This window comes from Serratia oryzae, assembly GCF_001976145.1.
GTDB classification, from domain to species: Bacteria; Pseudomonadota; Gammaproteobacteria; order Enterobacterales; family Enterobacteriaceae; genus Chania; species Chania oryzae.
Genome location: NZ_MOXD01000013.1, coordinates 28464 through 48618, shown reverse-complemented (window position 1 = coordinate 48618; position 20155 = coordinate 28464). Strand labels below are relative to the sequence as shown.

General features: G+C 57.9%; 18 protein-coding genes. 13 read left to right on the top strand and 5 right to left on the bottom strand.

Features of this window, described 5'->3' with window-relative positions; translation table 11 throughout:
- Window positions 1-182 precede the first annotated feature (182 nt).
- The 3 genes from BMI79_RS19545 (at window position 183) to BMI79_RS19535 (ending at window position 4114) form a co-directional block, all read left to right on the top strand.
- Window positions 183-2102, top strand: a complete 1920-nt coding sequence (locus BMI79_RS19545) for a PTS mannitol transporter subunit IICBA (protein WP_076943786.1) — start codon at window positions 183-185, stop codon at window positions 2100-2102.
- Between the two features lie 63 nt (window positions 2103-2165).
- Window positions 2166-3320 carry a mannitol-1-phosphate 5-dehydrogenase gene (locus BMI79_RS19540; protein WP_076943785.1) on the top strand — a complete coding sequence of 385 codons (1155 nt, stop codon included), beginning with the start codon at window positions 2166-2168 and terminating at the stop codon, window positions 3318-3320.
- 233 nt (window positions 3321-3553) lie between these two features.
- Window positions 3554-4114, top strand: a complete 561-nt coding sequence (locus BMI79_RS19535; protein WP_076943783.1) for an MltR family transcriptional regulator — start codon at window positions 3554-3556, stop codon at window positions 4112-4114.
- Here the strand turns inward: BMI79_RS19535 and BMI79_RS19530 are convergent.
- Window positions 4111-4719 carry a LysE family translocator gene (locus tag BMI79_RS19530; RefSeq protein ID WP_076943782.1) on the bottom strand — a complete coding sequence of 203 codons (609 nt, stop codon included), beginning with the start codon at window positions 4717-4719 and terminating at the stop codon, window positions 4111-4113. The two genes, BMI79_RS19535 and BMI79_RS19530, sit on opposite strands and share 4 nt — an antisense overlap.
- A 142-nt stretch (window positions 4720-4861) precedes the next feature.
- On the opposite strand from BMI79_RS19530, the gene BMI79_RS19525 reads away from it, so the two are divergent.
- Window positions 4862-6319, top strand: coding sequence for an aminotransferase-like domain-containing protein (locus BMI79_RS19525; protein ID WP_076943780.1), 1458 nt, complete (start codon window positions 4862-4864; stop codon window positions 6317-6319).
- Between the two features lie 77 nt (window positions 6320-6396).
- Entirely contained in the window at window positions 6397-6759 is a 363-nt protein-coding gene (locus BMI79_RS19520; RefSeq protein WP_076943779.1) for a YibL family ribosome-associated protein, read from the top strand.
- A 48-nt stretch (window positions 6760-6807) separates the two neighbouring features.
- Here BMI79_RS19520 and yiiM read toward each other — a convergent pair whose 3' ends face one another.
- The 4 genes from yiiM to fdhD all read right to left on the bottom strand — a co-directional run bounded on the left by yiiM (window position 6808) and on the right by fdhD (window position 9467).
- Window positions 6808-7479: a 6-hydroxyaminopurine reductase gene (gene yiiM, locus BMI79_RS19515; RefSeq protein ID WP_076943778.1), complete on the bottom strand. Its 672-nt coding sequence runs from the start codon at window positions 7477-7479 to the stop codon at window positions 6808-6810.
- Window positions 7480-7584: 105 nt separating this feature from the next.
- A complete protein-coding gene (locus tag BMI79_RS24125; protein WP_197091786.1) occupies window positions 7585-7728 on the bottom strand; it encodes a hypothetical protein in 144 nt (47 codons plus the stop codon).
- 208 nt (window positions 7729-7936) lie between these two features.
- Window positions 7937-8560, bottom strand: a complete 624-nt coding sequence (gene sodA / locus BMI79_RS19510) for a superoxide dismutase [Mn] (protein WP_076943776.1) — start codon at window positions 8558-8560, stop codon at window positions 7937-7939.
- 130 nt (window positions 8561-8690) lie between these two features.
- Window positions 8691-9467 carry a formate dehydrogenase accessory sulfurtransferase FdhD gene (fdhD, locus tag BMI79_RS19505; RefSeq protein WP_241680017.1) on the bottom strand — a complete coding sequence of 259 codons (777 nt, stop codon included), beginning with the start codon at window positions 9465-9467 and terminating at the stop codon, window positions 8691-8693.
- Window positions 9468-9686: 219 nt separating this feature from the next.
- On the opposite strand from fdhD, the gene fdnG reads away from it, so the two are divergent.
- The 8 genes from fdnG to selB all read left to right on the top strand — a co-directional run bounded on the left by fdnG (window position 9687) and on the right by selB (window position 20015).
- Window positions 9687-12734: a formate dehydrogenase-N subunit alpha gene (fdnG, locus tag BMI79_RS19495; protein ID WP_095996161.1), complete on the top strand. Its 3048-nt coding sequence runs from the start codon at window positions 9687-9689 to the stop codon at window positions 12732-12734.
- A 12-nt stretch (window positions 12735-12746) separates the two neighbouring features.
- Window positions 12747-13649 carry a formate dehydrogenase subunit beta gene (gene fdxH, locus BMI79_RS19490; protein ID WP_076943772.1) on the top strand — a complete coding sequence of 301 codons (903 nt, stop codon included), beginning with the start codon at window positions 12747-12749 and terminating at the stop codon, window positions 13647-13649.
- Entirely contained in the window at window positions 13646-14287 is a 642-nt protein-coding gene (gene fdoI / locus BMI79_RS19485; protein WP_076943770.1) for a formate dehydrogenase cytochrome b556 subunit, read from the top strand. Before fdxH ends, fdoI begins: the two co-directional genes overlap by 4 nt.
- The gene (gene fdhE, locus BMI79_RS19480) at window positions 14287-15216 is read left to right on the top strand and encodes a formate dehydrogenase accessory protein FdhE (RefSeq protein ID WP_076943769.1); all 930 of its coding nucleotides are present in this window, start codon (window positions 14287-14289) and stop codon (window positions 15214-15216) included. Before fdoI ends, fdhE begins: the two co-directional genes overlap by 1 nt.
- A gap of 250 nt (window positions 15217-15466) precedes the next feature.
- Window positions 15467-16120, top strand: a complete 654-nt coding sequence (locus tag BMI79_RS19475; protein ID WP_076943897.1) for a DcrB-related protein — start codon at window positions 15467-15469, stop codon at window positions 16118-16120.
- 22 nt (window positions 16121-16142) lie between these two features.
- Window positions 16143-16772, top strand: a complete 630-nt coding sequence (locus tag BMI79_RS19470; RefSeq protein WP_076943768.1) for a glutathione S-transferase — start codon at window positions 16143-16145, stop codon at window positions 16770-16772.
- 13 nt (window positions 16773-16785) lie between these two features.
- Entirely contained in the window at window positions 16786-18177 is a 1392-nt protein-coding gene (selA, locus tag BMI79_RS19465) for an L-seryl-tRNA(Sec) selenium transferase (RefSeq protein ID WP_076943767.1), read from the top strand.
- A complete protein-coding gene (gene selB / locus BMI79_RS19460) occupies window positions 18174-20015 on the top strand; it encodes a selenocysteine-specific translation elongation factor (protein WP_076943766.1) in 1842 nt (613 codons plus the stop codon). The genes selA and selB overlap by 4 nt, the downstream gene beginning before the upstream one ends.
- The last annotated feature ends 140 nt before the right edge of the window (window positions 20016-20155 follow it).

Here is a 20155-nt window from a genome sequence, read left to right as displayed (position 1 = left end):
TCACTATAAATGCCCGGTTGTTGGGGTTGTATGTGTGATTTTTGTCACAATTTTTCCGGGAGGTTCGCGCAGTAAAAAGAGCGTGGTAGAGTCCGTTTCGCAGACAGCATCAACATGGCTGGAACGTTACAACAATTTTCACGCGCTCTTATTGTCAGCGCGTAACAATAGGGGTGTGTTTTATGTTTTCACCAGATATGAAGGTTAAAGTGCAAAACTTTGGCCGTTTCCTGAGTAATATGGTGATGCCCAACATTGGCGCATTCATCGCCTGGGGTATCATCACCGCGTTATTCATTCCTACCGGCTGGTTACCTAACGAAACGCTAGCCAAGCTGGTTGGCCCAATGATCACCTATCTGCTGCCACTGCTGATCGGTTACACCGGCGGTAAGCTGGTGGGCGGCGAGCGTGGTGGTGTGGTGGGTGCGATCACCACCATGGGGGTGATCGTCGGGGCCGATATGCCGATGTTCCTCGGTGCGATGATTGTTGGCCCGCTGGGCGGCTGGGCGATCAAACATTTTGACCGTTGGGTAGACGGCAAGATCAAAAGCGGCTTCGAGATGCTGGTCAACAACTTCTCTGCCGGTATCATCGGTATGCTGTTGGCGATCCTCGCCTTCCTCGCCATTGGCCCGTTGGTTGAAGCGCTGTCCAAGATTCTGGCGGCTGGCGTGCATATCATGGTGGTCAACAACCTGCTGCCATTGACCTCGATCTTCGTCGAACCAGCGAAAATCCTGTTCCTGAACAACGCCATCAACCACGGTATCTTCTCGCCGCTGGGTATCCAGCAGGCTACCGAAGCCGGTAAGTCAATCTTCTTCCTGATCGAAGCTAACCCAGGCCCGGGTCTGGGTGTGCTGATGGCTTATATGTTCTTCGGCCGCGGCAGCGCCAAGCAGTCTGCGGGCGGTGCGGCAATCATCCACTTCCTGGGCGGTATTCACGAGATTTACTTCCCCTATGTGCTGATGAACCCACGTCTGATCCTGGCGGTTATTCTGGGCGGTATGACCGGTGTGTTCACCCTGACCGTGCTGAACGGCGGCCTGGTGTCCCCAGCGTCTCCCGGTTCTATCCTGGCGGTATTGGCCATGACGCCAAAAGGTGCCTACTTCGCCAACCTGATGGCGATCTTCGCGGCCTTCCTGGTCTCCTTCGTGGTTTCTTCTTTCCTGCTGAAAACGTCAAAAGTGAAGGAAGAAGACGATCTGGAAGAAGCAACCCGTCGTATGCAGGACATGAAAGCTCAGTCCAAAGGTGGCCAGCCAGCGGCTAATGCTGCGGTAGATGGCGATCTGAGCACCGTGCGTAAAATCATCGTGGCTTGTGACGCCGGTATGGGATCCAGCGCCATGGGGGCCGGTGTGCTGCGTAAGAAAGTAGCAGACGCCGGGTTGAAGCAGATCTCCGTGACCAACTGCGCGATCAACAACCTGCCGGAAGATGTTGATCTGGTGATTACTCACCGCGATCTCACCGAGCGTGCGATGCGCCATGCGCCGCAGGCCCAGCACATCTCGCTGACCAACTTCCTCGACAGCCAACTGTATAACGATTTGACCGCGCGTTTGGTGGCGGCAAACAAAACCAGCGAAACCGAGCAGAAAGTAATCGCCACGTTGGACGATAGCTTTGAAGCCGGTGAGCAGAACCTGTTCAAACTGAGCGAAAGCAACGTGTTCCTGAACCTGCATGCCACCGACAAAGAACAGGCAATCCGTTTTGCGGGTGAGCAACTGGTGAAAGGCGGCTACGTTGAGCCTGAGTATGTTCCGGCGATGCTGGAGCGTGAGAAGCTGACTTCCACCTACCTGGGCGAGTCGATTGCCGTGCCGCATGGCACCATCGAAGCCAAAGACCGCGTGCTGCGCACCGGCGTGGTGTTCTGCCAGTATCCACACGGCGTGCGTTTCGGTGACGAAGAAGATGAAGTGGCGCGCCTGGTGATCGGTATCGCGGCACGCAACAACGAACATATCCAGGTGATCACCAGCCTGACCAATGCACTGGATGACGAAAGCGTGATTGAGCGGCTGGCGAACACCACTAGCGTGCAGGAAGTGCTGGATCTGCTTGGCGGTAAGAAAGCCTGATAAAACAGAATCATTTTAAAGGGTGCAGCTTGCTGCACCCTTCTACATTAATAAGGTAGGACTATGAAAGCATTACACTTCGGAGCCGGGAATATCGGCCGTGGTTTTATCGGCAAACTGCTCGCCGATGCACATGCCGAACTGACTTTTGCTGATGTTAACCAGACGGTGCTGGATGAGCTGAACAAACGCAAAAGCTACCAGGTGCATGTGGTGGGTGAGCAGGCGCGGGTTGAGAACGTGAACAACGTCAGCGCCGTCAACAGCGGCAGCGAAGAGGTGGTGGCGTTGATCGCGACTGCGGATATCGTGACCACCGCCGTGGGCCCGCAGATCCTGGCGAGGATCGCCGGGACGATCGCCAAAGGGCTGGTTAAACGCCATCAGCAAGGGAATACCCAGCCGCTGAACATCATCGCCTGCGAGAACATGGTGCGCGGCACCAGCCAACTGAAGCAGCACGTGTTCGATGCGCTGCCGCAGGATGAGCAGGCCTGGGTTGAGCAGCATGTCGGCTTTGTCGATTCCGCCGTAGACCGCATCGTGCCGCCTGCAGAAGCGGGCAGCAACGATCCGCTGGAAGTGACGGTAGAAACCTTCAGCGAATGGATTGTCGATCAAACTCAGTTTAAAGGCCAGCCGCCGGCAATTGCTGGCATGGAACTGACCGACAACCTGATGGCGTTCGTTGAGCGCAAGCTGTTTACCCTCAACACCGGCCATGCGATCACCGCCTATCTTGGCCAGCAGGCTAACTTACTGACCATCCGCGATGCCATCCTCGATCCGGCGATTCGCCAAACGGTGAAAGGTGCGATGGAAGAGAGCGGCGCGGTGCTGATCAAGCGTTACGGTTTTGAGGCCGACAAGCATGCGGCGTATATCAACAAAATCCTGTCACGCTTTGAAAACCCGTACCTGCACGATGACGTAGAGCGCGTTGGCCGCCAGCCGCTGCGTAAGCTGAGCGCGGGCGATCGCCTGATCAAACCGCTGTTGGGCACGCTGGAATACGGCCTACCACACGCCAATCTGATCCAGGGCATTGCTGCCGCCATGAGCTATCGCAGTGAACAGGATCCGCAGGCCAAAGAGCTGGTAGAACTGCTGGCAACGCTGGGGCCACAGGCCGCGCTGGCGCAAATCTCCGGTTTACCGGCTGACAGCGCCGTGGTGAGCGAAGCGGTCGCTGCCTATAACGCCATGCAGCAGCGCTAAGCAGGTTGGGGTGAGGGGATTGAGTGCGGTGTGCTCCCCCTCACTCTATTCCATTCCTCAAAGGAGAGGGAACGGGTGAGCCTTGCACGAGAGTGATGCTCGACCTCTGTACTGACTCCGTGTACGCTGCGCAGTCCGTTCGCCAACGGATCGCGTCAACGAAGCCTGGTTAGTGGCAACGATTGATGAACAATAGAGTGTTAAAGTACTCTTCCCACGCCATTCGAAAAGCGATGATGGAACAAGCACAGGCATTTGAAAATAAAGTTCTGGAAAAACTGAACGCAGGTAAGACGGTGCGCAGTTTTCTGATTGCAGCGGTCGATCTGCTGGCAGAAGCGCTTAACATACTGGTGGTTCAAGTGTTCCGCAAAGATGACTACGCGGTGAAATATGCCGTCGAGCCCTTATTGTCCGGCGAAGGGCCGCTGGGTGAGCTTTCGGTCCGTCTCAAGCTGATGTATGGCTTGGGCGTGATTTCACGCCACGAGTATGAAGATGCCGAACTGCTGATGGCGATGCGTGAAGAGCTGAATCACGATGGCTCGGAATACCGCTTTATCGATGACGAAATCCTTGGCCCTTTCAGTGAATTGCACTGTGTCAGCGCCTTGCCGCCGGTGCCAACCTTCCTGCAACCTGGCGAAGCGGATGAATCGCTGATTGCCATGCAGCACCAGCGTTACCAGCAGATGGTGCGTTCCACCATGGTGCTGTCGGTGACCGAACTGCTGGCCGGTATCGGGGCTAAACAACCCTCCCGCCTCTCTCCACTCGGTGCGCAAAAGCCTTAAGCGAAGGCAGTACGCCATTCATCAAACAGCAGCCACAATGCGGTTGTGGCCATCAAACCTGCCATCAGCGTGTTAAATAATCTCAGCTTCCAGGTCACGCGCAGCGCGTGGCGCAGCCGATCGCCCATCAATGCCCAAACCAGAATGCAGGGAATATTCACTATGCAGAAGCCGGCTATGATCAGCAGCGTTTGGCTCAGCGTGGCTCCTTCGCGCGGGGCGAACAGGATCGCCACGTTAATCGCCATCAGCCAGACCTTCGGGTTGATGGCCTGAAACAGCGCGCCATTGATAAAGCGCATTGGCTGTGCCTGCTGCTTGGCATCCGGTGAAGCGGCTTTGAACAGCTTCCACGATAGCCACAGCAGATAGGTACAGCCCACGACGGCCAACGGGAAGCGGATAGCGCCCACCCAACTGAGGGCCACGGCCAGCAGCGTGTTGGTCAGCGCGAGCTGCACGGCACAGCCTGCCACGATGCCAAACACCATTGGCAAGGTGCGACGAATACCAAAGTTGACGCCGGAGGAGGCCAGCAACAGGTTGTTGGGGCCGGGGGTAATCGACATCACGGTAACGTAACTGACAAAGGCTGAATCCAGCATAGAAAAGCTCCTAAAGGGTAGAGATGCGGGTTGGTTATCAGCATAAGGGCCGAAGGGGAATGGTGACAGAGCCAGAAATGCAGTATTGTTATGGTTACAGTTGCACTATTTTAAAACTGTAACCATTAATTGGAGCCAAACTGTGACCCTGCTTGATGAGACCCCGGACATTCGTTACCGACAACTGGCTGATACGCTGGCGGTGGCGATTCGCCGTGGCACCCTGTTGCCCGGCAGCCGCCTGCCTTCGGTACGGCGCTGCGCGCAGACCCATAACGTCAGCATCAATACCGTGGTGGCGGCTTACCGCCAGTTGGAAGACCGTGGGCTGATCGAAGCGCGGCCCCAGTCCGGCTTCTATGTGCGTGCCACGCTACCGGCGCTGAAAACCGCCTCGGCCCCCAGTAACCGCATAGAAAAACCGGCGGATGACGTGCTGGCGTTGATCGATACCGTGTTTGCCGCCCAGCAGAATCCGGCGTTTACCAATCTGTCGCTGGCCTGCCCGCAAACCAGCGATTTTTATCCCGGCAGCAAGCTGGGGCGTATGCTTGCTTCACAACTGCGCCGCCAGCCGAACCTGATCGGGCAATACGCATTGCCCCCCGGCAGCCTGCGGCTGCGCCAGCAGGTCGCCCGGCGTTCAATGACCTTGGGTATGTTGCTGGAGCCAGGAGATATCACCCTGACGCACGGCTGCATGGAGGCGCTGCAACTGGCGCTGCGCGCCACCACCAAACCGGGCGATTGCGTGGGCCTGGAATCGCCAACCTACTTTTACCTGCTGCCGCTGCTCGCCAGCCTGGGGTTGAAAGCCTTGGAGATCCCGACCGACTCGCAGCATGGCCTCTCTTTGGACGCACTGGAACTGTTGCTGCAAGAAAAACGCCTCAATGCGGTGATCGCCATGCCGACGGTGCAAAACCCGCTCGGGTGCACCATGCCGCTGGCGGCGAAAAAACGGCTGGCGCGGCTGATGAACGATCACCAGGTGCCACTGATCGAAGATGGTCTGTACGCCGAACTGCAATTCGGCAGTGCGCTCAGCCCGGCGGTGAAATCGTTCGATCGCGATGGCTGGGTGTTGTTTTGCTCCAGCTTTACCAAAACGCTGGCACCGGATTTCCGCATTGGCTGGGTGGCCGGTGGGCGTTTTAGCGAAGCGCTGCATAAGCTGAAGGCGGTCTCTTCCATGTCGGAGTCACTGCTGCTGTCGGAAACGCTGGCGACGTTTCTGGAAGCCGGTGGCTACGATCATCATTTGCGCAACCTGCGCAAACGCTATGCCGCACAGGTGGAAGAGGCCAGAGCGCTGATCGCCCGCCATTTCCCGCGCGGCACGCGGGCGACGCAGCCCGCAGGGGGATTTGTGTTCTGGGTTGAGTTCCCGCCGGCGGTGGATGCGGTAGCACTGTTCCACCAGTTGCTTGAAGAACAGATCTGCCTGACGCCGGGCACGCTGTATTCCCCCAGCGGGCGTTATCGTAATGGGCTGCGGCTTTCCTGCTGTTATCCGTTTGATGCGCGCTACTCCCAGGCGCTGGCGCGCGTGGGGGCCAAAGCCTGCGAAATGGGCGGGCTGCCAGCGGGAATTGCGTAAGACGAACGATCGGCGTTTTGCTATACTGCCTGCATCATTTTTAGCGTGCCAATAGCGGCATACACAGGCCAAAGACCATGAAAGAGATAGAAAAGGCAGAGATTAAGCGCCTTAGCGACCTGCTGGACGCACTGAAGCATAAAGATACCGCGGTGATCCAACAGGGCAATATCGACCTGATCGCGCAGCACACCAAAGAAAAAGAGAAGCTGGCGGCAGAAATTGAACGCCTGAAGCACGTGCGTGTAGAGAAGCTGAGTGCAGAAGCCCAGAAGCTGAGCCAACTGCCGTTCAGCCGTGAGATCACCAAAAAAGAGCAGGCGGATATGGGTTCGCTGAAGAAAAATGTGCGCGGCCTGATCGTAGTGCACCCAATGACGGCGCTAGGCCGTGAGATGGGCCTGAAAGTGGTGACCGGTTACGCGAAAAAAGCCTTCTGACTGCGGTGCTGGGGCACAAGGGTTCGCCCCAGACGCTCTTCCCCTGCTTCAGTGGCCAAGCAAGCGGCGATTGAAGTCTTCAATTCTGCTGGCCGTAATGCGCGTCAGCATGGTTTTGCTCCAACTGGCAGAAAGCCCGGCCACCGCCAGCAGGCGGCGATACTGCTCTGCGTCGAACGGCAGGTGCCAGGCAATGCCAATGGCCTCGGCGACGGAAACGTCGCTGCTGCGGGTGACCAGCTCAAGCGGCCGATCGCCGCTGACCATACCGGCTGCAATAACGCGATAGAGCCAGCCGCAGCGGCCGCTTTGTTGCATCAGCACCGAGAGATCGTCAATTGCGAAGTGCGCGTTAAGTTTAAAGCACGGTGAGCGTGGCTGAGTGACCTGGATCAGTGCATCCCCCCAGCGGTAGATATCGCCTATAAACACGTTGTCTTCGGTCAGGCCGAGGGTGGAAAGGTTCTCACCAAACGCCGGGGCCTCGAACAGCTCGGCCTGCGCCGGGAACTGCTCGCGCCAGTGGGCATAATGTTCACGTGGGTAGTGGCAGAGCGCGCGATCCGGCCCGCCGTGATGGGCCTTTTCTGCCTGTTCATCGCCTATCAAACCTAGCGGCGTGAGTATCACTGCGCCATCGACCCGGCGTTTGGCAATGGCGCTGGGCCGCATGCCTGCGTAGGGTTGGATGCTGCCGGCATAAACCTCGGGGTGCTGCATCATTGCCTCCACTTTCATCGTGCAAACCAGGGGTACAGCCCAGAATACCCTGAGTCGGCAGTGAGCAACAGCACAACCCGCCTGCTATTGACAGGCGGGGCCGTGTCAGAAAGTGGTCCAGTTGTTTTCTGCTGTGGTGCTGGTTTCCCGCGGTTTGCCAGCCGGAGGGGCTTTGAGCGTTGCCGTTTTCACCTCACTGAGCTCATGGCGATCGGCTAAGCGGAAGACCGAAACGCGCTGCAACAGCATTTCCGCCTGTTCCTCCAGCGAATCGGCGGCGGCAGCGGATTGTGAGATGGGTGAACTTTCCTGACACTGTTTTCAGTGCCGCCATAAGGTTTTCCTATTCAAGGCGATCGTTAACTGAACAAAATATCGGCAAGAAATGACCAGGCTTTAGTGACAGGCAGACAAAAAAATGCCCGCATCGGTGCGGGCAGTGTTGGAAACGCGTCGGTTACTTTTTCGCTTCGGTAAAACGTTTTGCCGCTTCGTCCCAGTTCACCACGTTCCAGAAGGCCTTGATGTAATCCGGGCGGCGGTTCTGGAATTTCAGGTAGTAAGCGTGTTCCCACACGTCCAGGCCGATAATCGGGAAACCAGAGGCGCCAGAAACGGCTTCGCCCATCAGCGGGCTGTCCTGGTTAGCGGTGGAAACCACGGCCAGCTTGTCGCCTTTCAGCACCAGCCACGCCCAGCCGGAGCCAAAACGGGTGGCGGCGGCTTTCTCGAACTCTTCCTGGAACTTCTCCACGCTGCCGAAATCGCGCTCGATGGCGGTTTTCAGATCGCCACTCAGCGTGGTGCCGGTTTTCAGGCCTTTCCAGAACAGGCTGTGGTTAGCGTGGCCGCCCGCGTTGTTACGCATAAAGGTACGCTTGGCGGCAGGGACTTTATCCAGATCCTGGATCAGCGCTTCAACGCTCAGCGAAGCCAGCTCAGGGTAAGCTTCCAGCACGGTGTTGGCGTTGTTGACGTAGGTCTGGTGGTGTTTGGTGTGATGGATTTCCATCGTCTGTTGATCGAAATGCGGTTCCAGTGCGTCGTAAGCATAAGGCAGGGATGGCAGTGAATAACTCATAATCATCGTCTCCAATGGGTGTTGGGCGGCGCAAGGCATGAGCACCGCATAAGCAATCGGGTCCCATTATAGGGTATTAAATGAGATTGAAAATGATTATCAATGCCGTATGGGTTGTGTGGTTTCTGTGCTAATCGACAATGCGCTGCGGATGTGTAAACACCGTCGCCCGGCCCGGTTTGCTGAAACCGACTAGCGTTAAGTTACTGCGCTCGGCGATCTCCACCGCCAGCGAGGTGGCGGCAGAGACTACGAACAGGATCTCGGCACCGCACATCGCTGATTTTTGCACCATCTCATAGCTGGCGCGGCTGGATACCAGGATCGCCCCCTGCTGCCAGCCCTGTTTGGCGCGCAGGCCGAGCATTTTGTCCAGCGCCACGTGGCGGCCCACGTCTTCGCAGCCGCCCAGCAGTTCACCTTCCGGCGAGATCCAACTGGCGGCATGAGTGCAGCCGGTATGCTGGCCGACTTCCTGTACCTGGCGCAGTTGCCCCAGCGCGCGATCGAGATTGGCGAGCGAGAAGGTTTGGCTGAACGGCAGCGGGGTGACCGGGCGGAAAATATCTGCCAGTTGCTCAATACCGCAGACGCCGCAGCCGGTGCGGCCCGCCATCGCGCGGCGGCGCTCTTTCAGCCCGCTAAAACGGCGGCTGGAAAGCTCAATCTGCACCTCAAGGCCGTTGCAGGTGGGATTTACCTCTATACTGTAGATATCGCGTGGCGAGTCGATAATACCTTCCGACAGGGAAAAACCCAGGGCGAAGGCCTCCAGATCTTTAGGGGTGCACATCATCACCACGTGGGAAATGCCGTTATAGACCAGCGCGACCGGAACCTCTTGCGCCAGCCAGTCTTGCTGCGCAGCGGACAGTTGCCCGCGCTGAAAAACCGGGGCCTGGATCATGCCTGTGATCGCAGTCGCGTTTATAGGTTGCTTTGGGTCTATATTGTTCACTTTAGTGGTACCTGTTTGTAACAACCCCAAGTCCGCTATGATATCATCGCGGCGTCGTTGCGGCCTTCTGGCCAAACCAACATAAGAACAGTGATTTTAGCGCTTCCAGCTTTACCGGGGAAAGCGCCATTTGAAACAATGTGACAACACGAGTGAAAGGAGACCCCCATGCAGGTCAGCAGAAGGCAGTTCTTTAAGATCTGCGCTGGCGGTATGGCAGGGACGACGGTAGCTGCTCTGGGCTTTGCCCCGGAAGTAGCGTTAGCGGAAACCCGGCAGTACAAGCTGCTGCGCGCCCGTGAAACCCGTAATACCTGTACGTATTGCTCAGTCGGTTGTGGGCTGTTGATGTACAGCCTTGGTGATGGCGCGAAAAACGCCAAAGAGAGCATTTTCCACATCGAAGGGGATCCGGATCATCCGGTAAACCGCGGCGCGCTTTGCCCGAAAGGTGCCGGTCTGGTGGATTTCATCCACAGCGAAAGCCGCCTGCAATACCCGGAATATCGCGCGCCAGGCTCTGACAAATGGCAGAGAATCAGTTGGGATGATGCCTTTACCCGCATCGCCAAGCTGATGAAAGAAGATCGCGATGCCAACTTTGTAAAAACCAACGATAAAGGCGTCACCGTCAACCGTTGGCTGACCACCGGTATGCTGTGTGCCTCGGCCTCCAGCAACGAAACCGGATACCTGACACAAAAATTTAGTCGCGCTCTCGGCATGCTTGCCGTAGACAACCAGGCGCGTGTCTGACACGGACCAACGGTAGCAAGTCTTGCTCCAACATTTGGTCGCGGTGCGATGACCAACCACTGGGTTGATATCAAGAACGCGAACTTAATTATCGTCATGGGCGGTAATGCGGCAGAAGCGCATCCAGTGGGTTTCCGCTGGGCGATGGAAGCAAAAATTCATAATAAAGCCAAGCTGATCGTCATCGATCCGCGCTTTACCCGTACCGCATCGGTGGCGGATTTCTACACGCCTATCCGTTCTGGCACCGACATTGCCTTCTTGTCGGGCGTCTTGCTGTACCTGATCACCAACAACAAGATCAACCGCGAATACGTTGAAGCCTATACCAACGCCAGCCTGCTGGTGCGCGAAGACTTCAGCTTTGACGATGGCCTGTTCAGCGGCTACGACGCTGAAAACCACAAGTACGATAAAACCACCTGGAACTACCAGCTTGATGAGAACGGCTTTGCCAAGCGTGACGTCACCCTGCAAGATCCGCGTTGCGTGTGGAACCTGCTGAAACAGCACGTCAGCCGCTATACGCCAGAAGTGGTAAACAATATCTGTGGTACGCCAACCGAAGACTTTATCAAGGTTTGCGAATATATCGCCGAAACCAGCGCCAACGACAAAACCGCCTCGTTCCTGTACGCCCTGGGCTGGACACAGCACACGGTCGGCGCACAGAACATCCGTACCATGGCGATGATCCAGTTGCTGCTCGGCAATATGGGGATGGCAGGCGGCGGTGTGAACGCCCTGCGCGGCCACTCCAATATTCAGGGCCTGACCGATCTCGGCCTGTTGTCACAAAGCCTGCCGGGCTACCTGACCCTGCCTTCCGAGAAACAGCCGGATCTGGACACCTACCTGAAGGCCAACACGCCGAAAACGCTGTTGCCGGGCCAGGTGAACTACTGGAGCAACTACCCGAAATTCTTCGTCAGCCTGATGAAGAGCTTCTACGGCGACAAAGCACAGAAAGAAAACAACTGGGGCTTTGACTGGTTGCCGAAGTGGGACAAAGGCTACGACGTGCTGCAGTACTTCGAAATGATGTCGCAGGGCAAGGTTAACGGCTACCTCTGCCAGGGCTTCAACCCGGTTGCATCGTTCCCGAACAAGCACAAAGTGGTCGATGCGCTCTCCAAGCTGAAATTCCTGGTGACCATCGATCCGTTGAATACCGAGACGGCCACTTTCTGGCAGAACCACGGCGAATCGAATGACGTTGATCCTTCGAAGATTATGACCGAAGTGTTCCGCCTGCCATCCACCTGCTTTGCCGAAGAGAACGGTTCGATCGTCAACTCCGGCCGCTGGCTGCAATGGCACTGGAAAGGGGCTGATGCTCCGGGCGAAGCGCTGGGAGACGGTGAAATTCTGTCTGGGCTGTTCTTGCGCCTGCGCGAGATGTACGGCCGTGAAGGCGGTGCATTGCCTGAGCAGGTGCTGAACATGAGCTGGAACTACCTGATTCCAGATGCTCCGGCACCAGAAGAAGTGGCGATGGAAAACAACGGCAAAGCGCTGGCGGACGTGCTCGATCCGGAAGGCAAAGTGCTGGCGAAAAAAGGTGAACAGCTCAGCACCTTCGCGCATCTGCGTGATGACGGTACGACGGCGAGCGGTTGCTGGATCTTTGCCGGTAGCTGGACGCCTGCGGGTAACCAGATGGCGCGCCGCGATAACGCCGATCCTTCCGGCCTCGGCAACACGCTGGGCTGGGCCTGGGCGTGGCCGCTCAACCGCCGCATTCTGTACAACCGTGCTTCTGCCGATCCTGCCGGTAAACCGTGGGATGCCAAACGTCAGTTGATCGAGTGGGATGGCACCAAGTGGAGCGGGATTGATATCCCGGACTACAGCGCCGCACCACCAGGCAGCGACGTTGGGCCGTTTATCATGCAGCCGGAAGGCATGGGCCGCCTGTTTGCCATTGATAAAATGGCGGAAGGGCCGTTCCCTGAGCACTACGAGCCGTTTGAAACGCCGCTTGGCACTAACCCGCTGCACCCGAACGTGGTGTCTAACCCGGCGGCGCGCGTGTTTAAAGACGATCTGGCCGCGATGGGCAAAGCTGACAAGTTCCCGTATGTCGGCACCACTTATCGTCTGACCGAGCATTTCCACTACTGGACCAAGCACTCGCTGATTAACGCGATTACGCAGCCGCAGCAGTTTGTGGAGATCGGTGAAAAGCTGGCCGAGAAGAAAGGCATCAAGAACGGCGATCTGGTGAAAGTCAGTTCCAACCGTGGCTTTATCAAGGCGAAGGCGGTAGTCACCAAGCGTATCCGCACGTTGCAGGTGAACGGGCAGGATGTCGACACCATCGGTATCCCGATCCACTGGGGTTACCTGGGTGTGGCGCGGAAAGGCTTTATCGCCAATACGTTGACGCCGTTTGTTGGCGATGCCAATACGCAAACGCCAGAGTTCAAGGCGTTCCTGGTTAACGTGGAAAAGGTGTAACGGAGACGAGTTATGGCAATGCAATCTCAAGACATCATTCGTAAATCCGCGACCAATGGTTTAACACCGGCCCCGCGTGCCCGTGACCACCAGGAAGAAGTGGCCAAGCTGATTGATGTGACCACCTGTATCGGCTGCAAGGCCTGTCAGGTGGCGTGTTCTGAATGGAACGACATCCGCGATGAAGTGGGGTACAACGTCGGGGTTTATGATAACCCCGCCGATCTGACCGCCAAATCCTGGACGGTGATGCGCTTCTCTGAAGTGGAGGAGCACGGCAAACTGGAGTGGCTGATCCGCAAAGACGGCTGCATGCACTGCGCCGATCCTGGCTGCCTGAAGTCCTGCCCGTCGGAAGGGGCGATTATCCAGTACGCCAACGGCATCGTCGATTTCCAGTCTGAGCACTGTATCGGCTGCGGTTACTGCATCGCCGGTTGCCCGTTCGACGTGCCGCGCATGAACAAGGAAGACAACCGGGTGTACAAATGCACCCTGTGCGTTGACCGCGTTGATGTCGGTCAGGAACCGGCCTGTGTGAAAACCTGCCCGACCGGGGCGATCCACTTTGGCACCAAAGAGGCGATGAAGGATATCGCCGCGGAGCGTGTCGGTGAGCTGAAAACCCGTGGCTACGAGAACGCCGGTCTGTACGATCCGGCGGGCGTGGGCGGTACCCACGTGATGTACGTGCTGCATCACGCCGACAAACCGCAGCTTTATCACGGTTTGCCGGACAACCCGACCATCAGCCCGGCGGTGACCTTCTGGAAAGGGATCTGGAAACCGCTGGCAGCCGTCGGTTTTGCAGCCACCTTTGCGGCTAGCGTGTTCCACTACATCGGTGTCGGTCCAAACCGCGTCGAAGAAGAGGAAGATGACGACAAGCCACACGATGAGGAGACGCGCAAATGAGGAAGGAAAAGCCAATTCAGCGTTATAACGCGCTGGAGCGGATGAACCACTGGGTTGTAGCGTTCTGCTTTATTCTGGCAGCCATCAGCGGGCTGGGGTTCTTCTTCCCCTCCTTCAACTGGCTGATGAACATTTTCGGAACGCCACAGCTGGCGCGCATTTTGCACCCCTTTGCCGGGGTGATTATGTTCGCTGCGTTCATGATCATGTTCCTGCGCTACTGGAAATATAACCTGTTCAACCGCAACGATCTGGTTTGGGCCAAAAACATCCACAGAATCACGTTGAATGAGGAAGTGGAGGGGGATGACACCGGGCGTTATAATTTCGGGCAGAAATGCGTATTCTGGGTGGCGATCATCAGTCTGGTGCTGTTGCTGGCCAGCGGCATCGTCATCTGGCGGCCGTACTTCGCCCATGCCTTCCCTATCCCGCTGATCCGTTTGGCGTTGCTGGTGCACTCGCTGGCGGCGGTGGGCTTGATCATCACGATTATGGTGCACATTTATGCCGCTCTGTGGATAAAAGGCACCATTACCGCGATGGTGGAAGGCACTGTTCCGGCGGCCTGGGCCAAGAAACACCATCCGCGCTGGTACCGTGAGGTCCGCGAGAAACAACAGGAAGATAAACCCTGATGAGTATCCGCATCGTTCCTAAAGAGCAGTTAGGGGCACAGCGCGAGAAGTCCACAACGGCGGAAACCATTCCGCCGTTACTTTTCGCTAATCTGAAAAGCCTGTATACCCGCCGAGCTGAACGTCTGCGCCAGTTGGCCACAGACCATCCGCTGGGCGATTACCTTAACTTTGCTGCCAGTATCGCGGCCGCGCAGAACAATGCGTGCCACGATAATCCGTTGGTGCTCGATCTCACTGCCGCCTTGGTGCAGGGGGCCGCCAACGGCAAACCGCCGCTGGATGCGAGCGTTTACCCGCGCAGCGAACACTGGCACAAACTGCTGGCATCGCTGATCGCCGAATTGCGCCCACAGGCACCAGAACACGTGGTTCCGGTGCTGGAAAACCTGGAAAAAGCCTCCGCCCATGAGCTGGAGCTGATGGCCAGTGCGTTGCTGAACCATGAGTTTGCCAAAGTGGGCAGCGATAAAGCGCCGTTTATCTGGGCTGCCCTGTCGCTGTATTGGGCGCAGATGGCTAGCCAGATCCCCGGTAAGGCGCGAGCCGAATACGGTGAGCACCGCCAGTTTTGCCCGGTGTGCGGCAGTATGCCGGTATCCGGTATGGTGCACATCGGCACGGTGAACGGCCTGCGTTATCTGCATTGCAACCTGTGTGAAAGCGAATGGCACGTGGTGCGGGTGAAATGCACTAACTGCGAGCAAACGCGCGATCTCAACTACTGGTCACTGGACAGTGAGCAGGCGGCGATCAAAGCGGAAAGCTGTGGCGATTGCGGCACTTACCTGAAGCTTCTCTATCAGGAAAAAGACCCGCAGGTGGAAGCGGTGGCCGACGATCTGGCGTCATTAGTGCTTGATGCCAAGATGGAAGAGGAAGGCTTTGCCCGCAGCAGTATCAACCCGTTCCTGTTCCCTGGCGAGTAACACCCGCGGCGTTCTTCTCGGGAGTGGGGGTGAGAGGCTTTAACGCGATGTCAGTTGCTCCCCCTCACCCTAACTCTCTCCCCGAAAGAGAGGGAACATTGCTGATACCCATGACTCATTGAGAGCACCGGTTGGCTCCCTCTCCCTGTGGGAGAGGGCTGGGGCGAACCGCTAATTTTGGCTTGGGCATCTAGCAAACGCGGGAGTGAGTTGCTACGGTTACGCCACGACGAGTATAGGGAAAGGGATGATGCTGAAGATGATTGTCAGATTGATAGTATTTGCTGCTTTACTGACCGGGCTGGTGGCCTGCGATAACCAGGATACCAAAAAGCCGGAAGTCCCCAAGCCGCAGCCGAAGCCGGTTGTTACCCAGCCTGCTCCCCCAGCCCCCCCACCCGCGGCAGAAGCCAAACCTGCCCCTCCGCCCGGTTTAAGCGTCTCGCTGCAAAAGGGCAAAATCACCTTCGAATTGCCTGCGGGGTTTAGCGATCAAACCAAGCTGAGTGGTATCGTCAACGACGATAAATCCATTATCCAACTGTTCCTCGACGGTAAAGCGCGCCAGCGTACCGTAACATCTGAAGTGATCCCGCCAGCCAGCATGAAGCTCAATACCAGCGATGCGATGCTGAAAGAGCTGACGCAAAGCATGATGACCGAATTGGGCGATCGCTATCAGAACATCAAGAGAACCAAAGAACAGAATTTCACCGTCGGTAAACAGAAATTTCATCGTTTGGATACCGAGCAAACGGTAAATGGGCAGAAAGTGGTTTCCACTATTGTGCTGACGGTGTTCAATAAACGGGTGGTGACATTGCAGATGTTGTCACCGGGTAAAACGCCGGAAGCGCATCAGGCACTGGTGCAGCGGATTATCGATACGCTGGCGGTGAAATAGCGGCGCTAAGGGGGAATGATTGATGAAGCTGATTGGCAGTGAGACCAGCCCTTTTGTACGCAAGATTGCGGTGATGCTGCTGGAAAAAGGGCGGGAGTTTGAGTTTGTCAACGACCCGCCGTTTGAGCCAGGCAGCCGGGTGGTGGAATACAATCCGCTCGGTAAAGTGCCGGTGCTGATCGCCGATGACGGCGAGGTGTTTTACGATTCGCGGGTGATTGCCGAATATCTCGAATTGCAGGCGCTGGCCCCGGCCTTCCTGCCGGCAGATCGCCAGGCCGCGCTGCGTATCCGCCAGGTGGAAGCGCTGGCGGATGGCGTGACCGAAGCTGCGGCTACGCTGTTTCGCGAAAGCAAACGCCTGCCGGAAAAGCAGGACGAAGCCTGGATACTGCGCCAGCGCCAAAAGGTGCTGCATGGTTTAGACGCACTGGAGAAGCTGGCACAGCAACGGGCGTTACTGAACGCGGAACAGCTGACTCTGGCGGATATTGCCACCGGTTGTGCGTTGGGCTACCTGAATTTCCGCCGCATTGTGCCCAACTGGTGTGTTGATCGCCCTGCGCTGATCAAACTGGCTGAACGCTTGTTCGCCCGCGAAAGCTTTGCTCGTACCATGCCGCCCCACTCTGCCGATACCATTAAAAATTGAAAACCGAGCGCTCATGAGCACTGAATCTCAGCAACTTTACAGCCAGCTACCCGCCATCGACCGTTTGCTGCGCGATCCCGCCGTTGAACCGTTGGTGGCAAAGCACGGGCAGACGTTGATTAGCGATCTGCTGCGCCAGATGCAGGCACAGGCGCGTGAAGCGATTAAAACCTGCCAGCAACTGCCGCCGTGGTGCCACGACTGGCCGCAGGCGCTGCTTGAGCGCCTGAGCCAGCAGCAACGCCCGGCGCTGCAACCGGTGTTCAACCTCAGCGGCACCGTGCTGCACACCAATCTTGGCCGCGCGCTGCTGGCTGAACCGGCGATCGACGCGGTGGTGCAGGCAATGGGCAGCGCCGTCACGCTGGAATACGATCTGGACGGTGCCGGGCGTGGCCACCGCGATCGGGCCATTGCGGATTTGCTGTGCCAGCTCACTGGGGCAGAGGACGCCTGCATCGTCAACAATAACGCGGCGGCGGTTTTGCTGATGCTGGCGGCGGTGGCTCCGGGCCGGCAGGTGGTGGTGTCGCGTGGTGAACTGGTGGAGATTGGCGGCGCGTTCCGCATCCCCGACGTGATGCGCCAGGCCGGTTGTCAACTGGTGGAAGTGGGCACCACCAACCGCACTCATCTGAAAGATTATCGTGCCGCCATCAACGAGCAGACCGGCCTGTTGATGAAGGTGCATACCAGTAATTACTGCATTCAAGGGTTTACTGCCGCGGTGGATGAAGCGGAGTTGGCGATGCTGGGCCGCGAACAGGGCATCCCAACCGCCACCGATCTGGGCAGCGGCGCGCTGATCGACATGACGCAATACGGCTTGCCGGCAGAGCCGATGCCACAGCGCTTGATTGCTGCAGGGGTGGATTTGGTGACCTTCTCCGGCGATAAACTGCTGGGTGGGCCGCAGGCAGGCATTATTGTCGGTAAAAAAGATCTGATTGCCCGCCTGCAACAGCACCCGCTGAAACGTGCGCTGCGCGTTGGCAAAATGACGCTGGCGGCGCTCGAAGCCACGCTGCGGTTGTATCAGCAACCGGAACTGTTAGCAGAACATCTACCGACGCTGCGCCTGCTTACCCGACCGCAACAGGCGATGCAGCAGGCCGCCGAACGGTTATTGAGCCAGTTGGCGGTGCGTTTTGCCGATCGTTTCGCGCTGCGTGCCGAGCCCTGCTGGTCACAGATTGGCAGTGGCTCGCTGCCGGTCGATCGTCTGCCAAGCTATGCGCTGACCTTTGCCCCGCTCGATGGCCGCGGTGCCACGCTGGAGTTACTGGCGCAACAGTGGCGCAGTTTGCCACAGCCGGTGATTGGCCGGATCCACGATGGGCGGCTGTGGCTCGATCTGCGCTGCCTGGAGCAAGAGAGCGCACTGCTTGAGGTGCTGAACCCATGATTATTGCCACTGCTGGCCACGTCGATCACGGCAAAACCACGCTGCTGCAGGCGATTACCGGCATCAATGCCGATCGTCTGCCGGAGGAGAAGCGCCGTGGTATGACTATCGATCTCGGTTACGCCTATTGGCCGCAGCCGGACGGGCGCGTGCTGGGCTTTATCGACGTTCCCGGCCATGAGAAATTCCTTGGCAATATGCTGGCGGGGATCGGTGGTATCGACCATGCATTGCTGGTGGTGGCGTGCGACGACGGTGTGATGGCACAGACGCGTGAACACCTGGCGATTTTGCGCCTGAGCGGGCACCCGCAACTGACGGTAGCGCTGACCAAGGCCGATCGCGTGGACGAAGCGCGCGTTGCCGAAGTACGAGCACAGGTGGCGGCCGAGTTGGCGCAACAGGGTTGGCGTGATACGCCGTTGTTTGTTACGGCAGCGGCGCAGGGAGGGGGGATTGACGCTTTGCGCCAGCATCTTCTGGCGCTGCAGCCTGGCGAGCATGCGCAGACGCGCTGCTTCCGGCTAGCGGTGGATCGCGCCTTCAGCGTGAAAGGCGCGGGGCTGGTGGTGACCGGCACCGCATTGGGTGGCAGCGTTAAGGTGGGGGATACCCTGTGGCTGACCGGTGCCGATGCACCGGTGCGGGTGCGCGGCCTGCATGCCCAAAACCAACCCGCAGAGCAGGCGTTTGCCGGGCAACGTATTGCGCTGAACATCAGTGGCGACGTCAGCAAGGAACAACTGGCGCGCGGTGACTGGCTGCTGGAACGGCAACCGCCGCTGGCCGCGGAGCGTATTCTGGTGGCGATAGAGGCGGATGCGCCGTTGCAGCACTGGCAACCGCTGCATCTGCACCACGCTGCCAGCCATATTACTGGCCGTATTGCGCTGTTAACCGGCAACTTGGCGGAGTTAATTCTCGATCGTCCGCTGTGGCTGGCGGAAAACGATCGCCTGGTGCTGCGGGATATCGGCGCGCGCCACACTTTGGGCGCTGCGCGTGTGCTGGTGTTGGCTGCGCCGAAGCGCGGCAAACGTCAGCCAGACTATCTGGCCTGGCTGGCGGCGCTGGCCGAGGCGCAGAGTGACGAACAGGCGCTGGAGTTGCGCTTGCCTGGCGGGGCGCTGGATCTGGCGGCCTTTGCCTGGGCACGGCAGTTGACCCACAGCGGGCTGGCGCAGCTGCTGGCCGGGCGCGATCTGCTGATTGCGGGCGAAGTGGCGCTGGCGCAGGCCAACGTGCAACAGGGCGAACAGCGTTTACTGCAGGTGCTGGCCGAATATCACCAACAGCATGGCGATCAGCTGGGGCTGGGGCGTGCGCGTTTGCGGCGCATGGCGTTGCCGGTGCTGGATGAAGCGCTGGTGTTTATGATGATCGAGCGGCTACTGATGGCCGGTGTGCTGCGCAATACGCGCGGCTGGCTGCATCTGCCCGAGCATGGTCTGGCGTTCAGCGCCGAGCAGCAGGCGCTGTGGGCGCGTATTGAACCGCAACTGGGTGATGAAGCCTGGTGGGTGCGCGATCTGGCCGCAGCACTGGGTGAAGAAGAAGCCAACGTTCGTGCTACGCTGCGCAAAGCCGCCCAGCTTGGCCATGTGACCGCGGTGGTGGTGGATCGTTACTATCGCAGCCAGCGCATTGAGCAGTTTGCGGCATTGATCCGTGAGTTAGACGCCACGCAAGGCAGCACTAATGCCGGTGATTTCCGCGATCGGCTGGGCGTTGGCCGCAAACTGGCGATTCAGGTGCTTGAGTTCTTTGACCGCAGCGGTTTTACCCGCCGCAAGGGCAACCAGCATCTGCTGCGCGACAGCGGGCTGTTTGGTGGTTGAAACGTGGTGCAACAGATAGCACTTGGCTTAACGTTTTGGTATTGGCTATTTGATGAAAGCTAGGCAGTTCCCATTCCTTCAGGGTTGTTTCTTGTTCACATTTTGAGACAAGGACATGGGTGTTTATTTCGGTCGCTAAA